This is a genomic window from Paracoccus sp. P2 (genome assembly GCF_046335115.1).
In the GTDB taxonomy this organism is placed as follows: Bacteria; Pseudomonadota; Alphaproteobacteria; order Rhodobacterales; family Rhodobacteraceae; genus Paracoccus; species Paracoccus pantotrophus.
Genome location: NZ_JBGOSN010000066.1, coordinates 1 through 17947 on the forward strand (window position 1 = coordinate 1; position 17947 = coordinate 17947).

Below are 17947 nucleotides of genomic sequence, written 5' to 3' on the forward strand. Positions count from 1 at the left end.
ACCCTCTATCGCTACGTCGATGCCAACGGAAACCTCAGGGACCACGGAAGGCGCGTTTTATCGGCTTAGCGTAGGATTTAGCACCGTCCGGCAGCAGACCCCTAGAGGCGTTTTTCGGGGGTCGGCCGACCTTCCCCCCGGCCGCGCCCGGCTTCGTGCGTCCTGGGCGCTCCTGGACAGCTTGGGCGCGGTGCCCTGCCCTGGGGCCTGCATCGTCATTCCTGGCGATGGGAGCTCCACGCCTGGCGGTCGTCATCGTCGGAAGCGGCGAGGCTGGCCAGCTCGTCAGCTCGTCAGCCTGGCACCGGCGTTCTTGCCCTTCCCTCTTGGCGTTCAACCTGCGGCCGTCCCGCCAGCGTCGGCGTTCGAGGTTGGGCACGGGCCTCGGCAAACCGCTTTTCCTGCTAAACCTGGCTTTTCTCGGGCCTTCGAGTTGGCTGCGGCGCTCGATGAGGGGGCGCGGCCGTGGCCATGCCCTTGGTAAGCAGCCTGGCCGCAGGCCAGCCATTTTTGCGGGAGCCCCCGGCGAAGCCGCCAATGCACGAACTTTGAGAGGTTCGGCTGGCCGCGACTTATGCACAGGCCAGGCGGGTTTTAAGCGTTTTAAATATGTTTTAAGAGTTTTAGCCGCGAAAAACGCCGTTTTTCGCTTATGAATCAACGGCTTGCGAAGGTGGCCGGTGTGTAATAGACGGGTTCGGGTGGGTAATAGACGGAAGCCGGTGTGTAATAGACGGGTTCGGGTGGGTAATAGACGGACTATCCACAAGCCAGGGGGCCGTTCCTGCCTGAACAGGCGTTAGGGCATTTTGCCCTAGAGTCGATCTCCGTCTATTACACACCGGACGGCGGCGGCAGCGCCTCGTCGGCGCGGTCGCGGTAGATCATCACCAGCAGCGGGCCGCCCTGCCCTGTCTCCTCGCGCAGCTCGTATTCGGGCAGGTCGTTGGCCTCGATGATGTTGCGCAGGATGCGGCAGAACTCTTTGAACTTGCCGGCGCTGCCGCTGCGGTCATAGACCGTCTGGAAAGCCCACTTGGCTTCACTCTTGCCCGCCGCTTGCCGGGCCAAGCGATAGACGAACCGGCCGATGCCTGGGTCAATCAGGAAGTAGTCGGGATGCACGGTCAGCACGTCCGGCCGCTTGCCCTCTGTGACCTCACGGTAAAGCCACTTCGGGGCCTCGATCTCGACGGACGCAATCTTGCCGTTCTCCGTATAGGACAGCACCTTGTAACTGCTTACCAAGCCTTCGGCCTCGACCTCGCGCATGGGCCGCCGGCCGTTGGCGGATGGCCGCTCGCGCACGTTTTTGATGGTCGTGCCCTTGAGGCGGTCTAGCGCCCCTTCCACTTCATCCGCCTGGCGGCCGCCATCGCCACGGCGGCAGAACTTGAGAATGTCACTCACATGGGGCCGGTAGGTGCGGCCGGGCTTCTCTCCCCTGCCCTCGCGGTGGCGGTTCATGGCTTCGGTCAAGTGCGAAACCATCATCAGCACCAGGTCGTAATCCCAAACGGACGCCATGCCGTCCGGGCCTGCCTTCACCTCCACGTAACCATCGGACAGTTCGTAGCGGATGACCTCGCCGGCGCGCTTGTCCTTTTTGGACAGGCGGAACACGGCCACGTCCATGATGCTGCGGGAATCCTTGGTGCCCACGTCGTAGAGCGACGGCACGAAAAAATCGGGCTGTGCGTCACCTTCCGGCGGCTTGCGGATAGACGACGAAGGGGGGGGCGATTTAACGGAGCTGCTGGCGTTGCGTTCGCGGTCGGCGCGGGCGTCCTCGTCGCGCAGCCTGGCGGCTACCTGCTCCTTGGACTCGCCCGGCCGTGCAGCGGCCTCGATGCGCTTCTGTTGCCTCGCATCGATCCCGGCTTTCAGCTTCTCCAAGGAAGCGCCCAGGGAACCGCCCAATAGGTCGCCGATCTGCTGCGGCCCTTTCCCGCGTTGGTTGTTCATGCCGTCTCCCTAAGCCTTCGGCCGCCGCCACGGTGCCGACCCTATGGGCTTCACGCGGCCGGATTCGAGCGGCACTAGCCAAATGCCATTGAGCCGCCACGGCGCCGGCAAACCGAGCTGCGCGTTTTCGTGGGCCGCTTGGGCCAGGTTCTGCGCTACCCGCTCGGCCTTCCTGGCTCTGGTTTTAGCCGCTAAAGCGGCGCAAATGTTCATGGATTGCCCTTGGATATTAATTTCATTCTTCTTGAATTCCGTTTAGCTCTGGAAAATGTTGCCTTCCAGGGCGTTGAAAATCGCCATGTTGATGATCGCGGCGCGGGCCTGGCCGGTGCGCTTGGCGACTTCATCGACCTTGCGCAACAGCTCGGGCGCAATGGTCAAGGTGATCTGCCGCTTGTGGCCCTTGGGAATGCCCTTCTCATAGGCGGCCGCCGGCGCGGCCTTGCTGGCGTCTGGTGCGCCTTGGATGAAAGCATCCTGGGCGGCGGTTGCCGTTGTGGTCTTGGGCTTGCGCTGTATTGACATGCTAAAAACTCCCGTTAGGCGATTTGTTGGATATTAAAAAGCGATGAAACGAGACTATCAATCTCGGCTATCGCCTTCGGGTCGCGGGGGGCTAGCTCGGACACGGCCAGGCCAGCGCCGCCGGCATTGCTGAACGCCTTGCGCCGCCGGATCGGGGCGGCCAGGTACTCGAACTGCGGAACCTCGGCCACGGCCGCCGCCGCGTCGGCGTTGTCGGCCGAGTGCTCGCCGGGGTCAGCCTGGTTCATCACGGCGAAGGCGCGCAGGCCGTCGCGGACGCTCCGGGCCTCATCCACCAGCGCGGCCATGTCATCGAGCGCCCACACGTCATAGGAACGCGGCGCGAACGGCACCAGCAGCACATCGGACAAGATCAGCGCCGCCCGTAGCGCGGTCGAGTCACGGCCGCCGGCGTCGATGATGATGTCTTGCCACTTGTTCCGCTGCTGCTGCACCTGGCCGCGCAGGGCCGGGCCGTCCGCGTACTGCGCGCAGGCAATCCCCGGCTGACGCCCGCCCTCGGCCCGTGCGGCGATGGCCGCCGCTGCCGTGCCCTGGCGGTCGCCGTCGATCAGCCACACGTCGCGCCCGGCCAAGGCGCGGGCGATGGCGAGCTGAACAGCCAGCGTCGTCTTGCCGACGCCGCCCTTGGTGTTTCCTACTGTAATAATCACATTGGCACCTCAGAAGGATATTAACTGACAGTGCCTGATTGTGCTGGCTTGGCGCGGTTACGTCAATAGGGTTAGCGCACTTTTTGAAGGTTCTTTTAATATTAAAAACGGCCGCTAAGAACGGCCTTTAGCGGCTAAAGTCCTGCGCCTCCCATAGCGTCCGATAGGCCGCCTCGTCGGCGGTCGGCTCGCGGTCGAGCTGTTCCAGCAGCCAAGCCACGCCGGCGGCCATCGCCTCGTCGTGGTCGAGATACCGGCCATCGAGCGCGGCATACATGCCGCCCTGCCTGGTGGTCACTTCCCAAGCCTGGCCGTCATGGGTGCGGCACACGGCATAGGCGAAGTAATCCCCCTTGGCGTCCATTTCGTCATGGGCGGCTTGCAACTCGGGGCGAAGCGGGGGCAGGGGATAGCGTCCATTTCTCATGCCTTCGCGCCCTCCTGGCCGGCGGCCGCCAGCGCGTCGGCCTCGGTCAATGCGTTCTCGGCGAACGCGCCGCGCCGGCGGGCCTCGGCCTGGCTGGTTTCCTGGCCGCGCAGCGCCCGGTAAAGGGTCGCCCGATGCACGCCCAGCAGCTCGGCCGTTTCGGCGGCCGTGCGGCCATCGGCCAGCAGCTCGCGGGCATGTTCAACCTGTCCGGGGTTGAGGGTAGGGCGGCGGCCGAACTGCACGCCTCGCGCCTTGGCCGCCTCGCGGCCGTTCCTGGTGCGGTCGATGATTAGGGAACGCTCGAACTCGGCGATGCCGGCAAACACGGTCAGCACCATGCGCCCGGCCGGGGTGGTGGTGTCGGCCCACGGCTCGGCCAGGCTGCGCAGGCCCGCGCCCTTGGCCTGTAGCTGCTCGGAAATGTCCAAAAGGTCGCGGGTGCTGCGGGCCAGCCTGTCCAGCCGCGTGACTGTCACCACGTCGCCGGCGCGCAGGTGGTCGAGCATCCGGGCCAGCTCCGGCCGCCTGGCGTGCGCGCCGGTGATCTTCTCGGCAAAGATGCGCGAGCAGCCGGCGGCGGCCAGCTCGGCGCGCTGGTTCCTCAAGTCCTGGTCATCGGTCGATACCCTGGCGTAACCGATCAGCAGCTTGTCTTTCATGGTGCGCCCCTTCGTTGCAAATATCGTCGCAAATAATAGATCATTTGCGACCGATTTTTGCAACGCGACAACGCTAGAGGAAAGGGCGGGGCGGGCCGTGTCGCAAAACTTAGTACTTATGCGACACGGCCGGCTAACTTTTTGGATACACAAACGTGTATCCATGCGATACTGTCGCCCTATGTCGAGCAAAGACGTTGGCCTCCGCATCCGTGTTGAAAGGGAACTCCGCGAGGCGTTCCAAGGGGCCTGTCTGGCTGAAAACCGGAGTGCGTCGGAAGTGCTGCGCGAGTTCATGCAGGCATTCGCCGACAGACATCAAGGCGGCTTGCAAGCGGACATGTTCGCTGCGCCGGCAGCCAGAAAGCCACGTCGTTCAACCAAGAGAAAACCAAAATGAGCCAATTCACTTCACTGGAAATGTGCGCGGGGGCAGGGGGGCAGGCTATCGGCCTGGAAATGGCAGGCTTCGACCATGCCGCCCTGGTCGAGCTGGAACCGGCAGCATGCGCAACGCTTCGCCTGAACCGACCGGCCTGGAATGTCATTGAGGACGACTTGCGCCGCTTCGATGGCCGCCCCTATCAGGGCATTGACCTGGTGGCCGGCGGCGTGCCGTGCCCGCCGTTCTCCAAGGCCGGAAAGCAACTCGGCGCAAAGGATGAGCGCGACCTGTTCCCCGAAGCTATCCGCCTGGTCGATGAGTGCCGCCCGCAAGCCGTGATGCTTGAGAACGTGCGCGGCCTGCTCGATGCGGTCTTTGATGACTACCGGAACAAGGTAGAAAAGCAGCTCAAGAAGCTGGGCTATGTGCCTGGCTGGCGGCTGTTCAACGCATCGGACTATGGCGTGTCGCAACTGCGCCCGCGTGTGGTGTTCGTCGGCATCCGCAAAGACCTGGCCGGCGGCTTCTCCTGGCCGGAACCTCTGCAAAGCGAACCGCCGACCGTGGGCGAGCTGCTGCACGATCTCATGAAGGCCAACGGCTGGCGCGGTGCGAACCGCTGGCGCGACCAGGCCAGCACCATCGCCCCGACCCTGGTAGGCGGCTCCAAGAAGCACGGCGGGCCAGACCTCGGCCCGACCCGCGCAAAACGCGCCTGGGCCGCCCTGGGCGTCGATGGAATGGGGTTGTGGGACGATGCCCCGCCGCGTGACTTCGTGGGCATGCCGCGCCTGACGCCGCGCATGACGGCCCGGATTCAGGGCTTCCCGGATGACTGGCAGTTCTCCGGCCGCAAGACCGCCGCCTATCGCCAGATCGGCAACGCCTTCCCGCCGCCGGTTGCGGCGGCCGTGGCCCGTCAGATATTCGCGGCCCTGTCCGTGAAGCGCGTTTTCAAGGTGGCATGATGACGACGCCCGCCGACTTCGTGGAAGCCCGCAAGGCGTTCCATGCCTCGCTGCTTCAATCAACCCTGACCATCAACAGCGCGGGAGTGGTCAGCAACGCCGACAGCAGCAACACGACGAGCAAGGCGATTGCCAAGGGCATTGCCGATCTGCTCAAGGCCGAAACCATCGGCGAGCGGATCGCGGGCCAGACCTCGGGCAACCAGTTCGAGGGCATTTGCGCGGCCTTCGTGCAGGAAACCTTCCTCAAGCTGGGGCACCTGCGCCCCGGTACCTGGGACGTGCATCAAGTCTCCGGCCGCAATCGCCTGGAAATCGCCCGGTATGAGCAATACGCGCACCTGGTCGCCCTGGATCGCGCCGCTAAGGCCGATGCGGAGCTGGCCGCCGCCCTGGGGAGCGACTACACCATCACGCCGGATATCGTGGTGGTGCGCGACACCGAGGACGACAGCGCCATCAATGCACCGGCGGTCCTGGTCGATGACAGCGTGACCACGCTTGCCAGCCTGCGCAAGAAAAACGGCGGCCTGCCGCTGCTGCACGCAAGCATTTCCTGCAAGTGGACGATCCGCAGCGACCGGGCGCAAAACGCCCGTTCCGAAGCGTTGAACCTGGTACGCAACCGCAAGGGCCGTCTGCCGCATGTGGTGGTCGTCACGGCCGAACCGACACCGAGCCGCCTTGCCTCCATCGCCCTGGGCACCGGGGACATTGATTGCGTGTATCACTTCGCCCTGTATGAGCTGCAAGCCACCGTGAAAGCCCTGGGCATGGACGATGCGGCCGACCTCCTGGCGGTGATGGTCGATGGCAAGCGCCTGAAGGACATTTCAGACCTGCCGCTTGACTTGGCAGTGTGAGCCATGACGGCCGGCCAGCGGGAACAGGACGAGGCCGCCGGCGGGCCTGAGCGGCGCGAGCTGCGCCTAGCCGATGGAACGGTCGTCACGGCCTCGGTAGCTGCCCGGCACTATTCCCGCTCGCATCAGTTGTACGGCTATCTGCAATTCAAGGCCCACGGAAAGACCGTTACCAAGTACATCGGCCGCGTGACGGCCGAAAGCCGGGCTGAGTCCCTGCGCCTGGGCTGGGAACTGCTGCGCTCGCGGAAGCTGGTCGAGTCTTTCGGCTGGTCGTGGGTCGTGAAGCGGGGCAAGTAGGGGCCAGCGCATGGGGATGAACCGCAGCGAGAACATGCGGCGCATCCGCAGCCAGGACACCGCCCCGGAAATGGCTGTGCGCCGCCTGGCGCATGGCCTAGGCTACCGCTACCGGCTGCACCGCAAGGACATTCCCGGCAAGCCCGACCTGGTGTTTCCCGGCCGCCGGAAAGTGATCTTCATTCACGGCTGTTTCTGGCATCAGCATCCGGGGTGCAGGGAAGGGCGGCCGCCCAAGTCGAATGCCGCCTACTGGCTTCCCAAGCTCGAACGCAACATAGAGCGCGACAAGGCCGCGCTTGCGCAGCTCGCCGCCGCTGGGTGGGATGTGCTGGTGATTTGGGAGTGCGAAACCAAGAACCATGAGGCCACGCGCCAAGCCCTGCTAGATTTCCTGGGGCCGCCGCACCTGGCCGGAAAGGGGCAATAGGACATGGGCAAGAAGGAAACCGAAGAAGCGATTGCAGATAGCCGCGCCGGCCGCGTGTCGCGGGTTGGCTCGGTCGATGAGCTGCTGGCCGATCTGAACGCCGCCGACGACAGCGCCGCGCGCCACACGATGGCCGAGCTGCTGGCCGCTTCCGACTATTCGCAGCCGCAGCCGCCAGAGGAACGCGAATGGGTGGATGCTCCCGCCGTAGGCCGTGAGCTGACGCCCTTCGACCCGGCCGAGGCGCTGACCACGGCCGAGGCGATCAGCGCCTTCCTGGCCGAAGCCGAGGCCGTCGGCGACCCGGCCTATGTCGAGCACGCCCGCGAAATCGCGGCGCGGGCCAGGGCCATGCACGGCCTGGAAGGGTAGGGCTGGCCAGCATCGCCACATCCGGCGATGACGGCCGCCGCGGTGGATCTCATCGCCGTTTCCGACGATGCAGGCCCGGAAGCGAAAAGGGCGGCCACGCGGCCGCCCTTGCTGTTCCTGGTTGGCCTCTACAAGCCCGCCACGGCCAGGGCGCGGCCGATGGGCACCGCCTGGGTGAATGGCCCGGCGCTGTGGCTCACAAGGCCCACGGCCTCGCCCCGGCCATTGACCACCACGCCGCCGGAGTTGCCGCCCGCTATGGGCGCGTCGATCTGCAACATGCCCGCCGCGCCAATCAGGCCGCCGACCTGGCCGTGGCGGCTGACGATGCCCGCGCTCATGGAAAAGTCCAAGCCCTTCGGGGAGCCGATCGCGGCGACGGCCTGCCCCTGGCGGGGCAGGGCGGGGGCCGCGCGCACCGGCTGGCCTGGCTCGCCGTCGATCAGCAGCGCGGCCACGTCGCGCACCTGGTCGAGACGCGCCACGCGGGCGCTGCGCCATTCCCCGCTTGCCAGCTTCACCCGCACGCCCTCGATGCCGGCCAGGACGTGCGCGGCCGTCAGCGCCGTGCGGCCGTCGCCGACAAGGAAGCCCGCGCCCATCGTCACCCATTCGCGTTCCTGGTCGGCCTTCGCCCATTCGTGCCGCCAGGCGCGATAGCGGGTCAGCAGTCCGGTTGCCAGGTTGGTTTGAACGCCAGGGACAAGCCATGCCCGGTTACGGCTGCCGTCGCCCTTGGCGCGCTCGATGACGGCCACCATGACAACGGACGGCATCACTTGGCCGGCCACGGCCGCCCAATCGACGGCGGCAGGGTAGGGGCGGGCGTCCAGCTCCACGCCCTCGCCGGCGGCGCTGCGGGCGCTGTCGGCCGTGGCCTGCGCCTGGTGCTGGTTCCATCCATCATCGGAAAGGCGCTGCTGCGCGGCCGCGATGGCGTTCACGTTCGCCTGGGTAGTGGCAAGGGCATAGCCGCCGGACGCCAGGGCGGCCCCCGCCAGGACGTAGGCCGCCAGGGCAGCGCGCCGCCAGGATTCAACGCTGCTCATGCTCCGCGCCCTCCTGGTCATGGTTGAGGCCGCGCATTTGCAGGCGCTGGCCGGTGTCGTCGCCGATCTGCAAAACCTTGATGTGCTGCTCATAGGCCGCCTGGAACATCCAGCCGGCCCCGGCCAGGCCGATGACGGCGGCCGCGAAGGTCACACGGTATTTCGTTAGATCGCGCCGGGGGGCGCGGGTAATATGCTGTTCAGCCATGATTTCATCCCTCTGTCGGATGGGGTTGTGGTTAGGCGCCTGGGCCGGTTGCCGCCGCCCTGGCGCCGCCTTTCAGCGGCTAAAGCTGCGGGATTGCTCCCGGTCGCGCGCCGCCTTCTCCTTGAACCGTTCGGCGATCTCGCGGGCGCGGGCCTGCTTCACCTGGTCGCCGTTCTCGTTGTCCCGGTTCAGCTCCTTTGCCAGCGTCTTTGCCTGCTGGCCGTTGATCTCGTTCAGCTCGACTTTCTGGCTGGCGTCCAGCTCGAAGCCCTGGCCCTGCTGGCCTTGCTTCTGCTCGGCCTCGATGGCCTGGGACTGCTGCGCAGCCGCCTGGCCGTGGCGTTCCAGCCGCTCAAGGTCTTTCGCCTCGCGGCGCTGCTGCGCCTGCTCGATCTGCTTGGCGTAGCCCTGGGCCAGCTCGTCGTTCGTCGGTTCTGTGCTCATGGTGCGTGCTCCTGGTTGGTTGAAAACGGCGCGTCACCGGCTCAAACCGCCGTTGCCGCGCTCCTGCTCGCGCTGCCGCTGCCGGCTGCGCTCGATCTCCTTCGGGTCGCGTGCATACCTGTCGGCAAGCTCGCGCTGCATCTTGTCCAGCTCGACGGCCTGGCGCTCCTTCGGCATGGCGTTGAACCGCTCGATGCGCTCGCGCAGCTCGGCCGGCAGCTCGCGCCAGGCGCTCGGGTTGCGGTCTGTGTAGCCCGCAAAACCCGCCTGCCGCTTCACGGCCAGCGCCTTGAACTGGTCGGCCTCCCTCTTGGCGTACATCTCGGCCCGCTTGCGGTCTTGCTCGCTGACCTGGACGGCCGCCGGGCGTTCCGGCTCGGCCTTGGCCTGGGACGGCTGCGCCAGGCCCGCAAAGGCCCGCTGCTGGCCCTCCTGCATGATCGCGGCCGAATGGTGCCTGGGGTCTTTCCCGGCCGCCTGGAACTCCTGGGCGACGGCAAGCTGTGCCTTCGCCACGTCCAGCGCCAGGCCGCCGCCTGCCGCCTCGGCGCGCTCCACGCCGGCGCGGAATCCGGCCAGGGGGTCGGGGGCCGGGCGTTCCGCTGGCGGCCGCTGCGGCGCTGCCGGCTGCTCGATCTGCTGCGGCCGCTGCACGGCCGGCGTGCCGGCAATGTCGGTCGCCGGCATGAGGTCGGGGCGGCCGTGCCGTTCCAGGCTGCGGCGCATGGCGCGCTGCATCCTCCCGGCCAGCTCGGCCACCTTGGCCCGGCCGCGTTCGAGCCAGCGGCGCATGACGTTCTCGCCGTCGAAGCCGCGCCGGTCGGCAAAGTCCAGCGTGCTTTCCTTGGGCCGCTCGCGGCCCAGCACCTGGGCCAGCTTCCTGGCGGCCAGCTCGGCCGCGCCGCGAACGTGCCAGGTGTTGCGCTCGGCCGTGGTGCCGTCCGGCAGGCGCACGGTCTCCGAACCGCCATGCTCCAAGCCGATGCGGTCGCCGCGCTGCGCGCCGCTGGCGGCAATGGCGCGCTCAAGATCGACGCCCCAAATGGTGTGCCGCTCTCCCTTGTCGTTCTCCAAGGTGGCAAAGTAGCTCGGCCGGTTCTCGGGGTTGTTCTCGTAGGGCGCGGCGCCGTGATCGACCAGCCGCCCGACCCGCCGGTCGGTGAAGTCGTCGGCCCCGGCAAACAGGGTCGCGGCCTCGCGGTGCCGGGTCATGCCGACATAGGCCAAGCTCCTATCCATGCCGGGGGTCGCCAGCAGGTAGGCGCGATCAACCGTCACGCCCTGGGCCTTGTGAATCGTGACGGCGTAACCATGATCGACGGCCGCATATTGGGACGCCTGCACCTGGCGCGCTTCGCCGCTGTCCAGCCGCACGGCCAGGCTGCCATCCTCGGCCCGCTCGACGGTGCCAAGGGTGCCGTTCTTCACGCCTAGATCGCGGTCGTTTTTCAGGAACACGATGCGGTCGCCGGCGGCGAACTCGCGCCCGCCGCGCTCCGTCACGAACCGGGCGGAACCGGCCAGCTCGCCGCGCTCCTTCCGGGCATCGCGCACGGCCTGGTTAAGCGCCTGAACGTCCGCATTGGAATGGGCAAGGATGATCTGGCTTCCCTTGCCCTTGTCGTCGACATAGGACGCCGCCAGGGCGTCGCGTGCGGCCTCGCGGCTGCCGTGGATTTGGACGTGGCCGCGCTCGGCGTAGGCCGCCAGGCCATCGGCCACGGAACCGCGCGCCAGCTCTTGCCCGGCCGCCCGCGCCCATGCCTCTTTCTGGCGTCGAACCTCGGTGATTTCCGCCGCGCCGACGTGCTGCACCACGCCCCGGAAAGCGGCGCCCGCCTCGATGGCGGCAAGCTGCTTGTCATCGCCCAGCAGGACGACTTTTGCCCCGGCCTGCTCGGCGGCTTTCAGCACGCGGCCAAGCTGGCGGCTGCCGATCATGCCGGCCTCGTCGATCACGAGAACATCGCGGGAAGTGAGCTTGTCCTTTCCGTTCTTCCATGCAAATTCAAGGCTGGCGAGCGTGCGGCTTTCGATGCCGCTGCCCGCCTGCAATTCGTCGGCCGCCTTGCCCGCCAGGGCAGCGCCGCGCACGTTGAATCCCTGGGCCTGCCACGCCTCGCGGGCGATCTTCATGGAGAAGGATTTGCCCGTGCCGGCATCGCCGATGACAACGGCCAGGCTGCCCGGATTGAGGACGTGCCGGACGGCGTTTTGCTGCTCGGCCGACAGGGTGCCAGCGCCGTCAATCGCGGCGTTCGTGATCGGGCTGGAAACGCCATGCCGCCCGGCGCGGGCCAGGCACTCGGCGCTCTCCACCATGCCGCGCTCGATCTCGATCATTTCGCGGGTGGAGAACTTCGCCGGATCGCGGCCGTTCGCCGGTTCCATCTCCACTAGCAGCGGCGAGTTTTCCAGCTTGGCAAGCAAGCCCTGGAACTGCCCGGCGTCGTCAATGTAGCGGTTCAGCTCGGCGGCAATGTCGCGGCGCGTGAATACGGCCTGCGTCGCCGTGATCTTGTCTAGGATGATCTCCGGCCGCTCGGCGATCTGCCGCGCCTGCTCCTGCCGGTCGGCGTTGTGAATGTCGATGCGGTCGGCGTCCAGCCCGCGCCGCTCCATCGCCACGGCGTCGCTGCCGATGTGCCTGGTTGGCGTCAGCTCCACGCCTTGATCCGCATAGCTACGGTGGTCGATGCGGGCGCTGATTCCGGCCCGCTCCAAAGCCTCGTTTGCCAGCCCTGCCCACTCGCGGCGAATGTCGGCAATGTCGCCCTGGCTGGTGCCGGGAATGCCCGCCTTCTGCCTGTCCTTGTTCGCCAGCTCGATGACGGCCTTAGCGCCTAGCGTTCCATCCGCGCCAATGGTGCGCGTGGTCGCCAGCATGTGAACATGAAAATTCCGGTCGTCGCCTTCCCTGTCCGGGGCGTGGATGCACACATCCACGGCGACGCCGTAGCGGTCGGCGATGGCCTGCCCCATGCGCGTTGCCAACTCGCGCCGGTCGGCTTCGTTCAGCTCGTGCGGCAGGGCCGCCCGCCACTCGCGGGCCACTCTCGCATCCTTGCGCTTCTCGGCGGCTTCGGCGGCATTCCACAGGGCGGTGCGCTCGGGAACCGGCACGCCTGCGGGCGTGACGATCTCAGCCGACAGGACGCCGCCTTTCCTGGTGAAGTCGAACGCTTCCCCGGTGCGCTCATCTACCAGCGACGACGCCGAACGATAGGCGGCGGCGGCCACGGCGCTATGCCCGGCAGCCCGTCCTATCGTGTGCGTGTTCAGGTGGTAGATCGCCATTTCTTCCCTTGGCGTTTTAGCCGCTAAAAAGGGGTGCAGGGGTATCCCCGGCCGCATTAGGGTTGCGCAGCAACCCGTAAGTGCGCATTTCGCTTCGCTGCATGACTGTACCACCGCCGCGCCTTCCCCGCCAGCGGTGCCGGTGGTACCATCGCAGGCGCATAACCCACAATCTCGCAAGGAGCTAAAACGATGGCACGAAAAACCCTATCGGAACGCAAGGCCGACAAGCTGGCCGAGCTGAACCGCATCAAGGCTGAACTGGCCGAACTCGAAAGCAAGGCCGCTGAACGTATCGGCAAGATTGCGATTGCCGCCGGTCTCGGCGATCTGGACATTGACGACGCAGCCATGCGGAAGGAGTTTGAGGCTATCGCCTCGAAATTTCGCAAGGGCGAAGCCAAGCAAGTTGCCCAGGCTGCGGCAACGCCTGGCGCGAACTGAGCGCGACTTAGGACGCCTTCGGATGAACGCCAGGAGGGAAGATGCACGCCGCAAGATTCAGCTTGGCGGCTTGGTCATCAAGTCCGGTATGGCGGACTATCCGGCATCCGTGATTTTGGGCGCTTTGACCCTCGCGGCCGGCGCTCTCAAGGGGCCAAACGCTGACGCCACCAAAGCGCGCTTTGAGGCAGCTGGCGACACAGCTTTTTCCGATGATGGAGAGGACGGCGGCAACCGTTCCTAGCCGTCAATTTCTACCTGACAGAGAGGTGAAAAATGATCGACTTTGAAGGATTCCTAGCGAGATTGTGGGCGGCTATCGTGGCCGTGTTTTTCGGTGCGTTCGTCTTGTCTCTAGCGAACACGGCGCACGCCGGAGTTTTCCCGGAATGCAACATTGCCGCCGAAGCTGGGCGCTTCTATGGGCAAGACTCTGAATCCTGGGCAAAGCGTGTTTGTGATGTGCAGGGATCGACCTTCAAGACCTGGGAAGCGAACCTGCAAAATCTCGACATTGGGCAGCAAGATTTGTCGATGGCGACGAACGCGGGCGACTGGAAAACCTACCGTGCCAAGTGGGCCGAGTTGCTGCCAGTGATGAAGGAAATGGAAGCGGCCGCTCTAGCAAGTCGAAACGCTACCGGCGCGGCAAATATCTTGAGCCTGTACCGCTCCGATTTGGGCCTTTTCTTGCAGAACGCTGGCCTGGGAACAGCGGCGAACCTGGACGATTTCAGTGCCCGGATTTCCGGCGGCCTGGACGGTCAGCGCCCGGCGGCGGCCGCTACCGCCGGCGTCAATGTGGTGCAGCAGTCGGTGACGCGAGGCATTGAGTTCGTGAAGGGCCTGGCGGCTGCGGAAAGCGACAAGGTTCTAGCGGAGCATCGCGGCCAGATTGAGCAGAAGGCCGCGACGCGCCGGGAGGAGCTTTCCGGCAACACGGTAAGCGGCTATTTCGGTGGATTCGCCCGGCGCATCACCGAAGTTTGGGGCATCTTCTTCTTCGTTCTGTTCGTGCTGATGCTCGGCGCGGTCGTGGTGGCCGTGAAGCGCAAGCAAAACCCGATCACGCTGGCGGGCGCGGCTGCCCTCGCCTACCTGCTGCCGGGGTCGGCAATGGTGCTGGCATTCGTGCTGGTTCCGTTCCTGCCGTCCTGGGCCATGATCGCGGCAACCTTGGTCGGCACCTATGCCATGTATGCTCAAGGCGGCCGCATCTCCGGCGCGCTAGCGTCCAAGCTCGGTGAAGGCTCCACCCTGGGCCACCGGCTGCGCGTCCTGGGGGCCTGGCTCGACAATCTGCGGGCCGGTTTGCAGGGCGAACCGGGCGGCGCTGCGAGCATCGGCGCGGCCGCCGTTCAGGCCGCTTCCGCGCCCGGCGCGCAGCCGGTCACGCATGGGTCGGCCAGGTGGGGCACGGTCGCGGAAATCCGCCAGGCCGGGCACCTGGTCGCGCCCGGTAAGCCCGCCGGTTTCGCCCTGGGCCGGGTGGCCGATGCGCCCGCCAGCCTCGATCAACGTTTCCGCTTTACGGGCCACGTCGTGACGGTCGCCCCTACCGGCTCCGGCAAGGGCATTGGTGCGGTGATTCCGAACCTTCTGGACTACCCCGGCTCGGCCCTGGTGCTCGACGTGAAGGGCGAAAACGCGGCCGTGACGGCTCGCGCCCGCCGGGCGCTCGGCCATGCCGTTCATGTGGTCGATCCGTTCGCGGTCAATGGCGACGGCGGCGCGGCCTTCAACGTGCTTGACCGGCTCGACGTGTGGAACCCGGATTGCGTAAGTGAATCGGCCATCCTGGCCGATGCCCTGGTGATCGCCGAAAGCAAGGGCGACGGCGTGCATTTCGACGAGTCCGCCAAGAACTTCTTGCAGGGCCTCATGCTGCACGTCGCCGGACTGGATGACGTGGAGCGCCGGAACCTGGGTGAGCTGCGCCGACTGCTGACGGCCGGGGAAGCGGAGTTTTTCGACCTCCTGGGCATGATGGCCGCCGACGAGACGGCGGCCTTCGGCATCCCGGCCAGGGCGGCAAATACGCTCATGGGCATGGCCGACAAGGAACGCGGCTCGGTGCTCTCGACGGCCCGCCGGAATACGGCATTCCTGGATGACCCGCGCATCGCGGCGGCGCTGTCGCGCTCCGGCTTCGACCTGTCGGAAATCAAGGCCACGGCCATGACGGTTTACCTGGTCATGCCGGCCAACCGCATCGGCCCGAATGCCCGGTTCCTGCGCCTGTTCATCAGCTCGGTGATTGCCGCGATCACGTCCAGCAACGTGCAGCCGGCGCACCGGGTCGCGTTCCTTCTCGATGAGTTCGGCCAGCTCGGCTACATGAAGCAGATCGAGGACGCGGTAAGCCTGCTGCGCGGCTACGGCCTGGCCTTCTGGGTGTTCATTCAAGACCTGTCGCAGCTCAAGGGAACCTATCCGAAGTGGCAAACCTTCCTGGCGAACAGCGCCAAGTCGTTCTATGGAACGGACGACTACGACACGGCCAAATACATCAGCGACAGCCTGGGCAAAGCCACGATTGAGTTTGAGACGGAGAACACCGGCCGCAACAGCGGCAGCGGCGTTTCAGGCGGCGGCGGCTCCCTGAACCGGGGCAAGTCCAGCGGCACAAGCCAGCAGTTCGCCGGCCGCGAGCTGCTGACGCCGGATGAGGTCATGCGCCTGGGGCCGGAAAAGCCCATCGTGCTGGTGAAGGGCGAATATCCCTACCTGCTCGACCGGCTGAACTACCTGGCCGATCCCGAGTATGCAGGGCGGTTCGACGCGAACCCCTACCATAGCTGACGGGCGCGGCCATGTGGGTTTTCGTCGTCATCGGTTATCTGCTGCTGGTCGGCCTGGCCGCCTGGCTCGGCGGCGGCGCGGTGATGACGGTCGCCGCCGGCGGCTTCGTCCTGGCCGTGGCGCTCTGGCTGCTCGATGGCCTGCTGGCCGACCTGCTGCGCGGGCCGCTGCGGTGGCTCGCCAAGCCCTTCCGGGCGCTGGCCTCGGCCCTGGGCGTGCTGATCGTGCTGCCGTTCATTCCCGGCATCTTCCTGGGGTCGTACCTGCTCGAACTGTTCCGCCGGCGGCCGCGCCAGGCGGAACCCGGTCGCCCTGCCCCGGCCACGCCGATGCAGGCCGCCGGCCGGCGCACGGCGGACGTGATCGACCTGGCGACCTTCCGGCAGCGGCGCGGCGGGCAGTAGTTTTTCAGCGGCTAAAGCCGCCCCTCAAGTGTCAATATCAGCCCGATTGATGCACTGTTTTTAACATTAAAAACAGTGCATTTCCTATTTTTTAGCCCGGTATTCCCACGGCGGCACCGGCGCGGCGTCGCTCCATAGGCCACGCCGGGCCGCCCTCGCCTCGTCCTGGATCGCGTACAGCCTGCGGTCGGTCGCGTAGCGGTCGAAAACCCATGCCATGCCGCGCCGCACCTGCTCGGCGCTGGTGTCGATGCCTGCGCAACTCACGCGGCCGATGATGCGGCCGTAGCGGTCGCGCCCGCCGTCCTCGATGACGGCATCCCGGCCGTAGCAAAGATCGGAAAGCGATTGCTTCGACCGCTGGCCGAAGGGCTGCCGCTTTTCGGGCGCGTCGATCTCGGCCAGCCGGATGCGGTGCTGCTGGCGGCCAGCGTCCAGAATGGTGAGCGTGTCGCCATCGGCGACGGCCACCACCCGGCCGCGCAGCTCGCCGGCCTGGGCGGTTGTCGCCGCCAGGATGACCGCGAACGCGGCCAGCCCTGCCCGCATCACTTGCGCCCCTTGGCCGGCTTGTCCTGGTCGGCCGCCGGCTGGATACGGGCCAGCAGCGCGGCGTTCTGTTCCTGGTGCGCCGTGAGCTGCCCGGCCAGGCGGGCGGCTTCCTCGCGGGCGGCGCTGGCATCCTGCCGCGCCTGGTCGCGTTCGCCCTGGGCGGCGGTGAGGCGTTCGGCCATGCGGTGCGCCTCGGCCGCTGCGGCCTTGCGCTGCTCCTGGTGCGCTTCCTGGTCGGCCTCGGCCTTGGCCTGCGCCTTCACCAGCTCGGCGCGCACCTGGTCGAGTTGAGCGGCGGCGGCCTGGCTGGCCTTCTGCTGCTCGGCCAGCGCCCCGCGCGCCTGGTCGGCGTCCTGGTGCGCCCTGTCCAGTTCCGTGCGCAGCTCGCCGGCGCGTCGCTCGATCTCCTGGGCGCGGGCCTCGGCGGTGTGCGCCTGTTCCTGGGCAGCGGTCAGGCTGGCCCGCAGCTCGTCGGCTTCGCCGCGTGCGGCCGCTTCGGCGGCCTCGATGGACGCCAGGCGGGATTGCAGGGCTTCCACGTCGCCCGCCAGCTTGTCGGCCAGCTCGGTTGCCTCGTTGCGGTCGGCTTCCAGCTCGGCGCGGGCCTTTTCCAGCGCCTCGCGCTCCACGGCTAGGCGGGCATTCGCCAGGTCGAGCGCCACGGCCCACACGTCAGCGCCCAGCTCGGCCAGGCGGTCGGCAACGGCCTGGGGCGCAGGCTCGCGCAGCGGCGCGGCGGCTGTGGCCTGCCGGGCCTTCCATTCGTTCAGCGCCGGGGAAATGGTGGTGTAGCTGCCGCCGGTGCGCTGGCGGATGGCCTCAAGGGTGGGCTTCTGGCCGCCGGCGGCCAGCTCGTCAGCGGCGGAAAAAATCTGCTCTTTGGTCACGGCCATGATGCGCTCCTGTAAAAAATGTAGCGTTGTAGTATGTTGTATACTACTACTACATACTACAATATACAAGCCGCTACAGAGAATTTTACAAATCCTACAGAAACGCTACGCGGACGGTCACGCCAGCGCCCCGGCCGGGAGCACGTCGGTGGCGGAAAACGGCACAGGAAGCCCATAGAGGGGGTCTGCTGCCGGACGGTGCTAAATCCTACGCTAAGCTCTTTTCGGCCACCTGTACTCCCCTGTGAGTAAGATGTGCGCCCATCCGAGGGGCGAGATGTGA

Annotated in this window: 20 protein-coding genes; 10 read left to right on the forward strand and 10 right to left on the reverse strand. The window is 66.6% G+C overall.

Translation table 11 applies throughout. From position 1 onward, the window contains the following. Positions 1-834 precede the first annotated feature (834 nt). Positions 835-1965 (reverse strand): replication initiator protein A, encoded by a 1131-nt coding sequence (locus ACDP63_RS22385; protein WP_409928671.1) that lies wholly within the window; start codon positions 1963-1965, stop codon positions 835-837. Between the two features lie 222 nt (positions 1966-2187). On the opposite strand from ACDP63_RS22385, the gene ACDP63_RS22390 reads away from it, so the two are divergent. After that, positions 2188-2487: a hypothetical protein gene (locus tag ACDP63_RS22390; RefSeq protein WP_409928672.1), complete on the forward strand. Its 300-nt coding sequence runs from the start codon at positions 2188-2190 to the stop codon at positions 2485-2487. Between the two features lie 17 nt (positions 2488-2504). Here ACDP63_RS22390 and ACDP63_RS22395 read toward each other — a convergent pair whose 3' ends face one another. From ACDP63_RS22395 to ACDP63_RS22405, 3 genes are all read right to left on the reverse strand, one after another. Next, on the reverse strand, positions 2505-3164 hold the full coding sequence (locus tag ACDP63_RS22395; protein ID WP_061512176.1) for an AAA family ATPase: 660 nt from the start codon (positions 3162-3164) through the stop codon (positions 2505-2507). A 127-nt stretch (positions 3165-3291) separates the two neighbouring features. After that, positions 3292-3591 (reverse strand): hypothetical protein, encoded by a 300-nt coding sequence (locus ACDP63_RS22400; protein ID WP_409928673.1) that lies wholly within the window; start codon positions 3589-3591, stop codon positions 3292-3294. After that, positions 3588-4253 (reverse strand): recombinase family protein, encoded by a 666-nt coding sequence (locus ACDP63_RS22405; protein ID WP_409928674.1) that lies wholly within the window; start codon positions 4251-4253, stop codon positions 3588-3590. Before ACDP63_RS22405 ends, ACDP63_RS22400 begins: the two co-directional genes overlap by 4 nt. 396 nt (positions 4254-4649) lie before the next feature. Between ACDP63_RS22405 and ACDP63_RS22410 the strand changes: the two genes are divergently transcribed. The 5 genes from ACDP63_RS22410 to ACDP63_RS22430 are packed head-to-tail and all read left to right on the forward strand — an operon-like array spanning position 4650 to position 7571. After that, a complete protein-coding gene (locus tag ACDP63_RS22410) occupies positions 4650-5606 on the forward strand; it encodes a DNA cytosine methyltransferase (protein WP_409928675.1) in 957 nt (318 codons plus the stop codon). Further along, positions 5606-6469: an NgoMIV family type II restriction endonuclease gene (locus ACDP63_RS22415; RefSeq protein ID WP_409928676.1), complete on the forward strand. Its 864-nt coding sequence runs from the start codon at positions 5606-5608 to the stop codon at positions 6467-6469. The genes ACDP63_RS22410 and ACDP63_RS22415 overlap by 1 nt, the downstream gene beginning before the upstream one ends. 3 nt (positions 6470-6472) lie before the next feature. Then, positions 6473-6769, forward strand: coding sequence for a hypothetical protein (locus tag ACDP63_RS22420; RefSeq protein WP_059318886.1), 297 nt, complete (start codon positions 6473-6475; stop codon positions 6767-6769). 10 nt (positions 6770-6779) lie between these two features. Continuing rightward, positions 6780-7199 carry a very short patch repair endonuclease gene (locus tag ACDP63_RS22425; protein WP_409928677.1) on the forward strand — a complete coding sequence of 140 codons (420 nt, stop codon included), beginning with the start codon at positions 6780-6782 and terminating at the stop codon, positions 7197-7199. 3 nt (positions 7200-7202) lie between these two features. Next, positions 7203-7571: a transcriptional regulator gene (locus tag ACDP63_RS22430; RefSeq protein ID WP_409928678.1), complete on the forward strand. Its 369-nt coding sequence runs from the start codon at positions 7203-7205 to the stop codon at positions 7569-7571. A gap of 128 nt (positions 7572-7699) precedes the next feature. Here ACDP63_RS22430 and ACDP63_RS22435 read toward each other — a convergent pair whose 3' ends face one another. The 4 genes from ACDP63_RS22435 to traA all read right to left on the reverse strand — a co-directional run bounded on the left by ACDP63_RS22435 (position 7700) and on the right by traA (position 12569). Further along, on the reverse strand, positions 7700-8620 hold the full coding sequence (locus ACDP63_RS22435; RefSeq protein ID WP_409928679.1) for a S1C family serine protease: 921 nt from the start codon (positions 8618-8620) through the stop codon (positions 7700-7702). Then, the gene (locus ACDP63_RS22440) at positions 8607-8828 is read right to left on the reverse strand and encodes a hypothetical protein (RefSeq protein ID WP_409928680.1); all 222 of its coding nucleotides are present in this window, start codon (positions 8826-8828) and stop codon (positions 8607-8609) included. Before ACDP63_RS22440 ends, ACDP63_RS22435 begins: the two co-directional genes overlap by 14 nt. 72 nt (positions 8829-8900) lie before the next feature. Then, on the reverse strand, positions 8901-9272 hold the full coding sequence (locus tag ACDP63_RS22445; protein WP_079651109.1) for a hypothetical protein: 372 nt from the start codon (positions 9270-9272) through the stop codon (positions 8901-8903). Positions 9273-9305: 33 nt separating this feature from the next. Beyond that, positions 9306-12569: a Ti-type conjugative transfer relaxase TraA gene (gene traA, locus ACDP63_RS22450; RefSeq protein WP_409928681.1), complete on the reverse strand. Its 3264-nt coding sequence runs from the start codon at positions 12567-12569 to the stop codon at positions 9306-9308. Positions 12570-12761: 192 nt separating this feature from the next. Here traA and ACDP63_RS22455 point away from each other — a divergent pair, with 192 nt between their 5' ends. From ACDP63_RS22455 to ACDP63_RS22470, 4 genes are read left to right on the forward strand one after another with little or no spacing between them, the layout of a single operon-like run. Further along, positions 12762-13013 carry a TraC family protein gene (locus tag ACDP63_RS22455; protein ID WP_409928682.1) on the forward strand — a complete coding sequence of 84 codons (252 nt, stop codon included), beginning with the start codon at positions 12762-12764 and terminating at the stop codon, positions 13011-13013. A 22-nt stretch (positions 13014-13035) separates the two neighbouring features. Continuing rightward, entirely contained in the window at positions 13036-13257 is a 222-nt protein-coding gene (locus ACDP63_RS22460) for a conjugal transfer protein TraD (protein WP_409928683.1), read from the forward strand. A 32-nt stretch (positions 13258-13289) separates the two neighbouring features. Next, positions 13290-15815 carry a type IV secretory system conjugative DNA transfer family protein gene (locus tag ACDP63_RS22465; protein WP_409928684.1) on the forward strand — a complete coding sequence of 842 codons (2526 nt, stop codon included), beginning with the start codon at positions 13290-13292 and terminating at the stop codon, positions 15813-15815. Positions 15816-15826: 11 nt separating this feature from the next. After that, positions 15827-16219: a hypothetical protein gene (locus ACDP63_RS22470; RefSeq protein WP_409928685.1), complete on the forward strand. Its 393-nt coding sequence runs from the start codon at positions 15827-15829 to the stop codon at positions 16217-16219. Positions 16220-16303: 84 nt separating this feature from the next. On the opposite strand, the gene ACDP63_RS22475 is transcribed toward ACDP63_RS22470, so the two are convergent. Both ACDP63_RS22475 and ACDP63_RS22480 read right to left on the reverse strand, forming a co-directional pair. Further along, entirely contained in the window at positions 16304-16768 is a 465-nt protein-coding gene (locus ACDP63_RS22475) for a thermonuclease family protein (RefSeq protein ID WP_409928686.1), read from the reverse strand. Continuing rightward, positions 16768-17664 carry a DNA-binding protein gene (locus ACDP63_RS22480; protein WP_409928687.1) on the reverse strand — a complete coding sequence of 299 codons (897 nt, stop codon included), beginning with the start codon at positions 17662-17664 and terminating at the stop codon, positions 16768-16770. Before ACDP63_RS22480 ends, ACDP63_RS22475 begins: the two co-directional genes overlap by 1 nt. Between the last annotated feature and the right edge of the window lie 283 nt (positions 17665-17947).

Bases quoted from the DNA above. Each gene is read 5' to 3' on its own strand.
- ACDP63_RS22405 (WP_409928674.1), bottom strand. From the start codon at position 4,253: ATGAAAGACAAGCTGCTGATCGGTTACGCCAGGGTATCGACCGATGAC.
- ACDP63_RS22435 (WP_409928679.1), bottom strand. From the start codon at position 8,620: ATGAGCAGCGTTGAATCCTGGCGGCGCGCTGCCCTGGCGGCCTACGTC.
- ACDP63_RS22415 (WP_409928676.1), top strand. From the start codon at position 5,606: ATGACGACGCCCGCCGACTTCGTGGAAGCCCGCAAGGCGTTCCATGCC.
- ACDP63_RS22440 (WP_409928680.1), bottom strand. From the start codon at position 8,828: ATGGCTGAACAGCATATTACCCGCGCCCCCCGGCGCGATCTAACGAAA.
- ACDP63_RS22470 (WP_409928685.1), top strand. From the start codon at position 15,827: ATGTGGGTTTTCGTCGTCATCGGTTATCTGCTGCTGGTCGGCCTGGCC.
- ACDP63_RS22400 (WP_409928673.1), bottom strand. From the start codon at position 3,591: ATGAGAAATGGACGCTATCCCCTGCCCCCGCTTCGCCCCGAGTTGCAA.
- traA (WP_409928681.1), bottom strand. From the start codon at position 12,569: ATGGCGATCTACCACCTGAACACGCACACGATAGGACGGGCTGCCGGG.
- ACDP63_RS22385 (WP_409928671.1), bottom strand. From the start codon at position 1,965: ATGAACAACCAACGCGGGAAAGGGCCGCAGCAGATCGGCGACCTATTG.
- ACDP63_RS22445 (WP_079651109.1), bottom strand. From the start codon at position 9,272: ATGAGCACAGAACCGACGAACGACGAGCTGGCCCAGGGCTACGCCAAG.
- ACDP63_RS22465 (WP_409928684.1), top strand. From the start codon at position 13,290: ATGATCGACTTTGAAGGATTCCTAGCGAGATTGTGGGCGGCTATCGTG.
- ACDP63_RS22425 (WP_409928677.1), top strand. From the start codon at position 6,780: ATGGGGATGAACCGCAGCGAGAACATGCGGCGCATCCGCAGCCAGGAC.
- ACDP63_RS22460 (WP_409928683.1), top strand. From the start codon at position 13,036: ATGAACGCCAGGAGGGAAGATGCACGCCGCAAGATTCAGCTTGGCGGC.
- ACDP63_RS22410 (WP_409928675.1), top strand. From the start codon at position 4,650: ATGAGCCAATTCACTTCACTGGAAATGTGCGCGGGGGCAGGGGGGCAG.
- ACDP63_RS22480 (WP_409928687.1), bottom strand. From the start codon at position 17,664: ATGGCCGTGACCAAAGAGCAGATTTTTTCCGCCGCTGACGAGCTGGCC.
- ACDP63_RS22455 (WP_409928682.1), top strand. From the start codon at position 12,762: ATGGCACGAAAAACCCTATCGGAACGCAAGGCCGACAAGCTGGCCGAG.
- ACDP63_RS22420 (WP_059318886.1), top strand. From the start codon at position 6,473: ATGACGGCCGGCCAGCGGGAACAGGACGAGGCCGCCGGCGGGCCTGAG.
- ACDP63_RS22475 (WP_409928686.1), bottom strand. From the start codon at position 16,768: ATGCGGGCAGGGCTGGCCGCGTTCGCGGTCATCCTGGCGGCGACAACC.
- ACDP63_RS22430 (WP_409928678.1), top strand. From the start codon at position 7,203: ATGGGCAAGAAGGAAACCGAAGAAGCGATTGCAGATAGCCGCGCCGGC.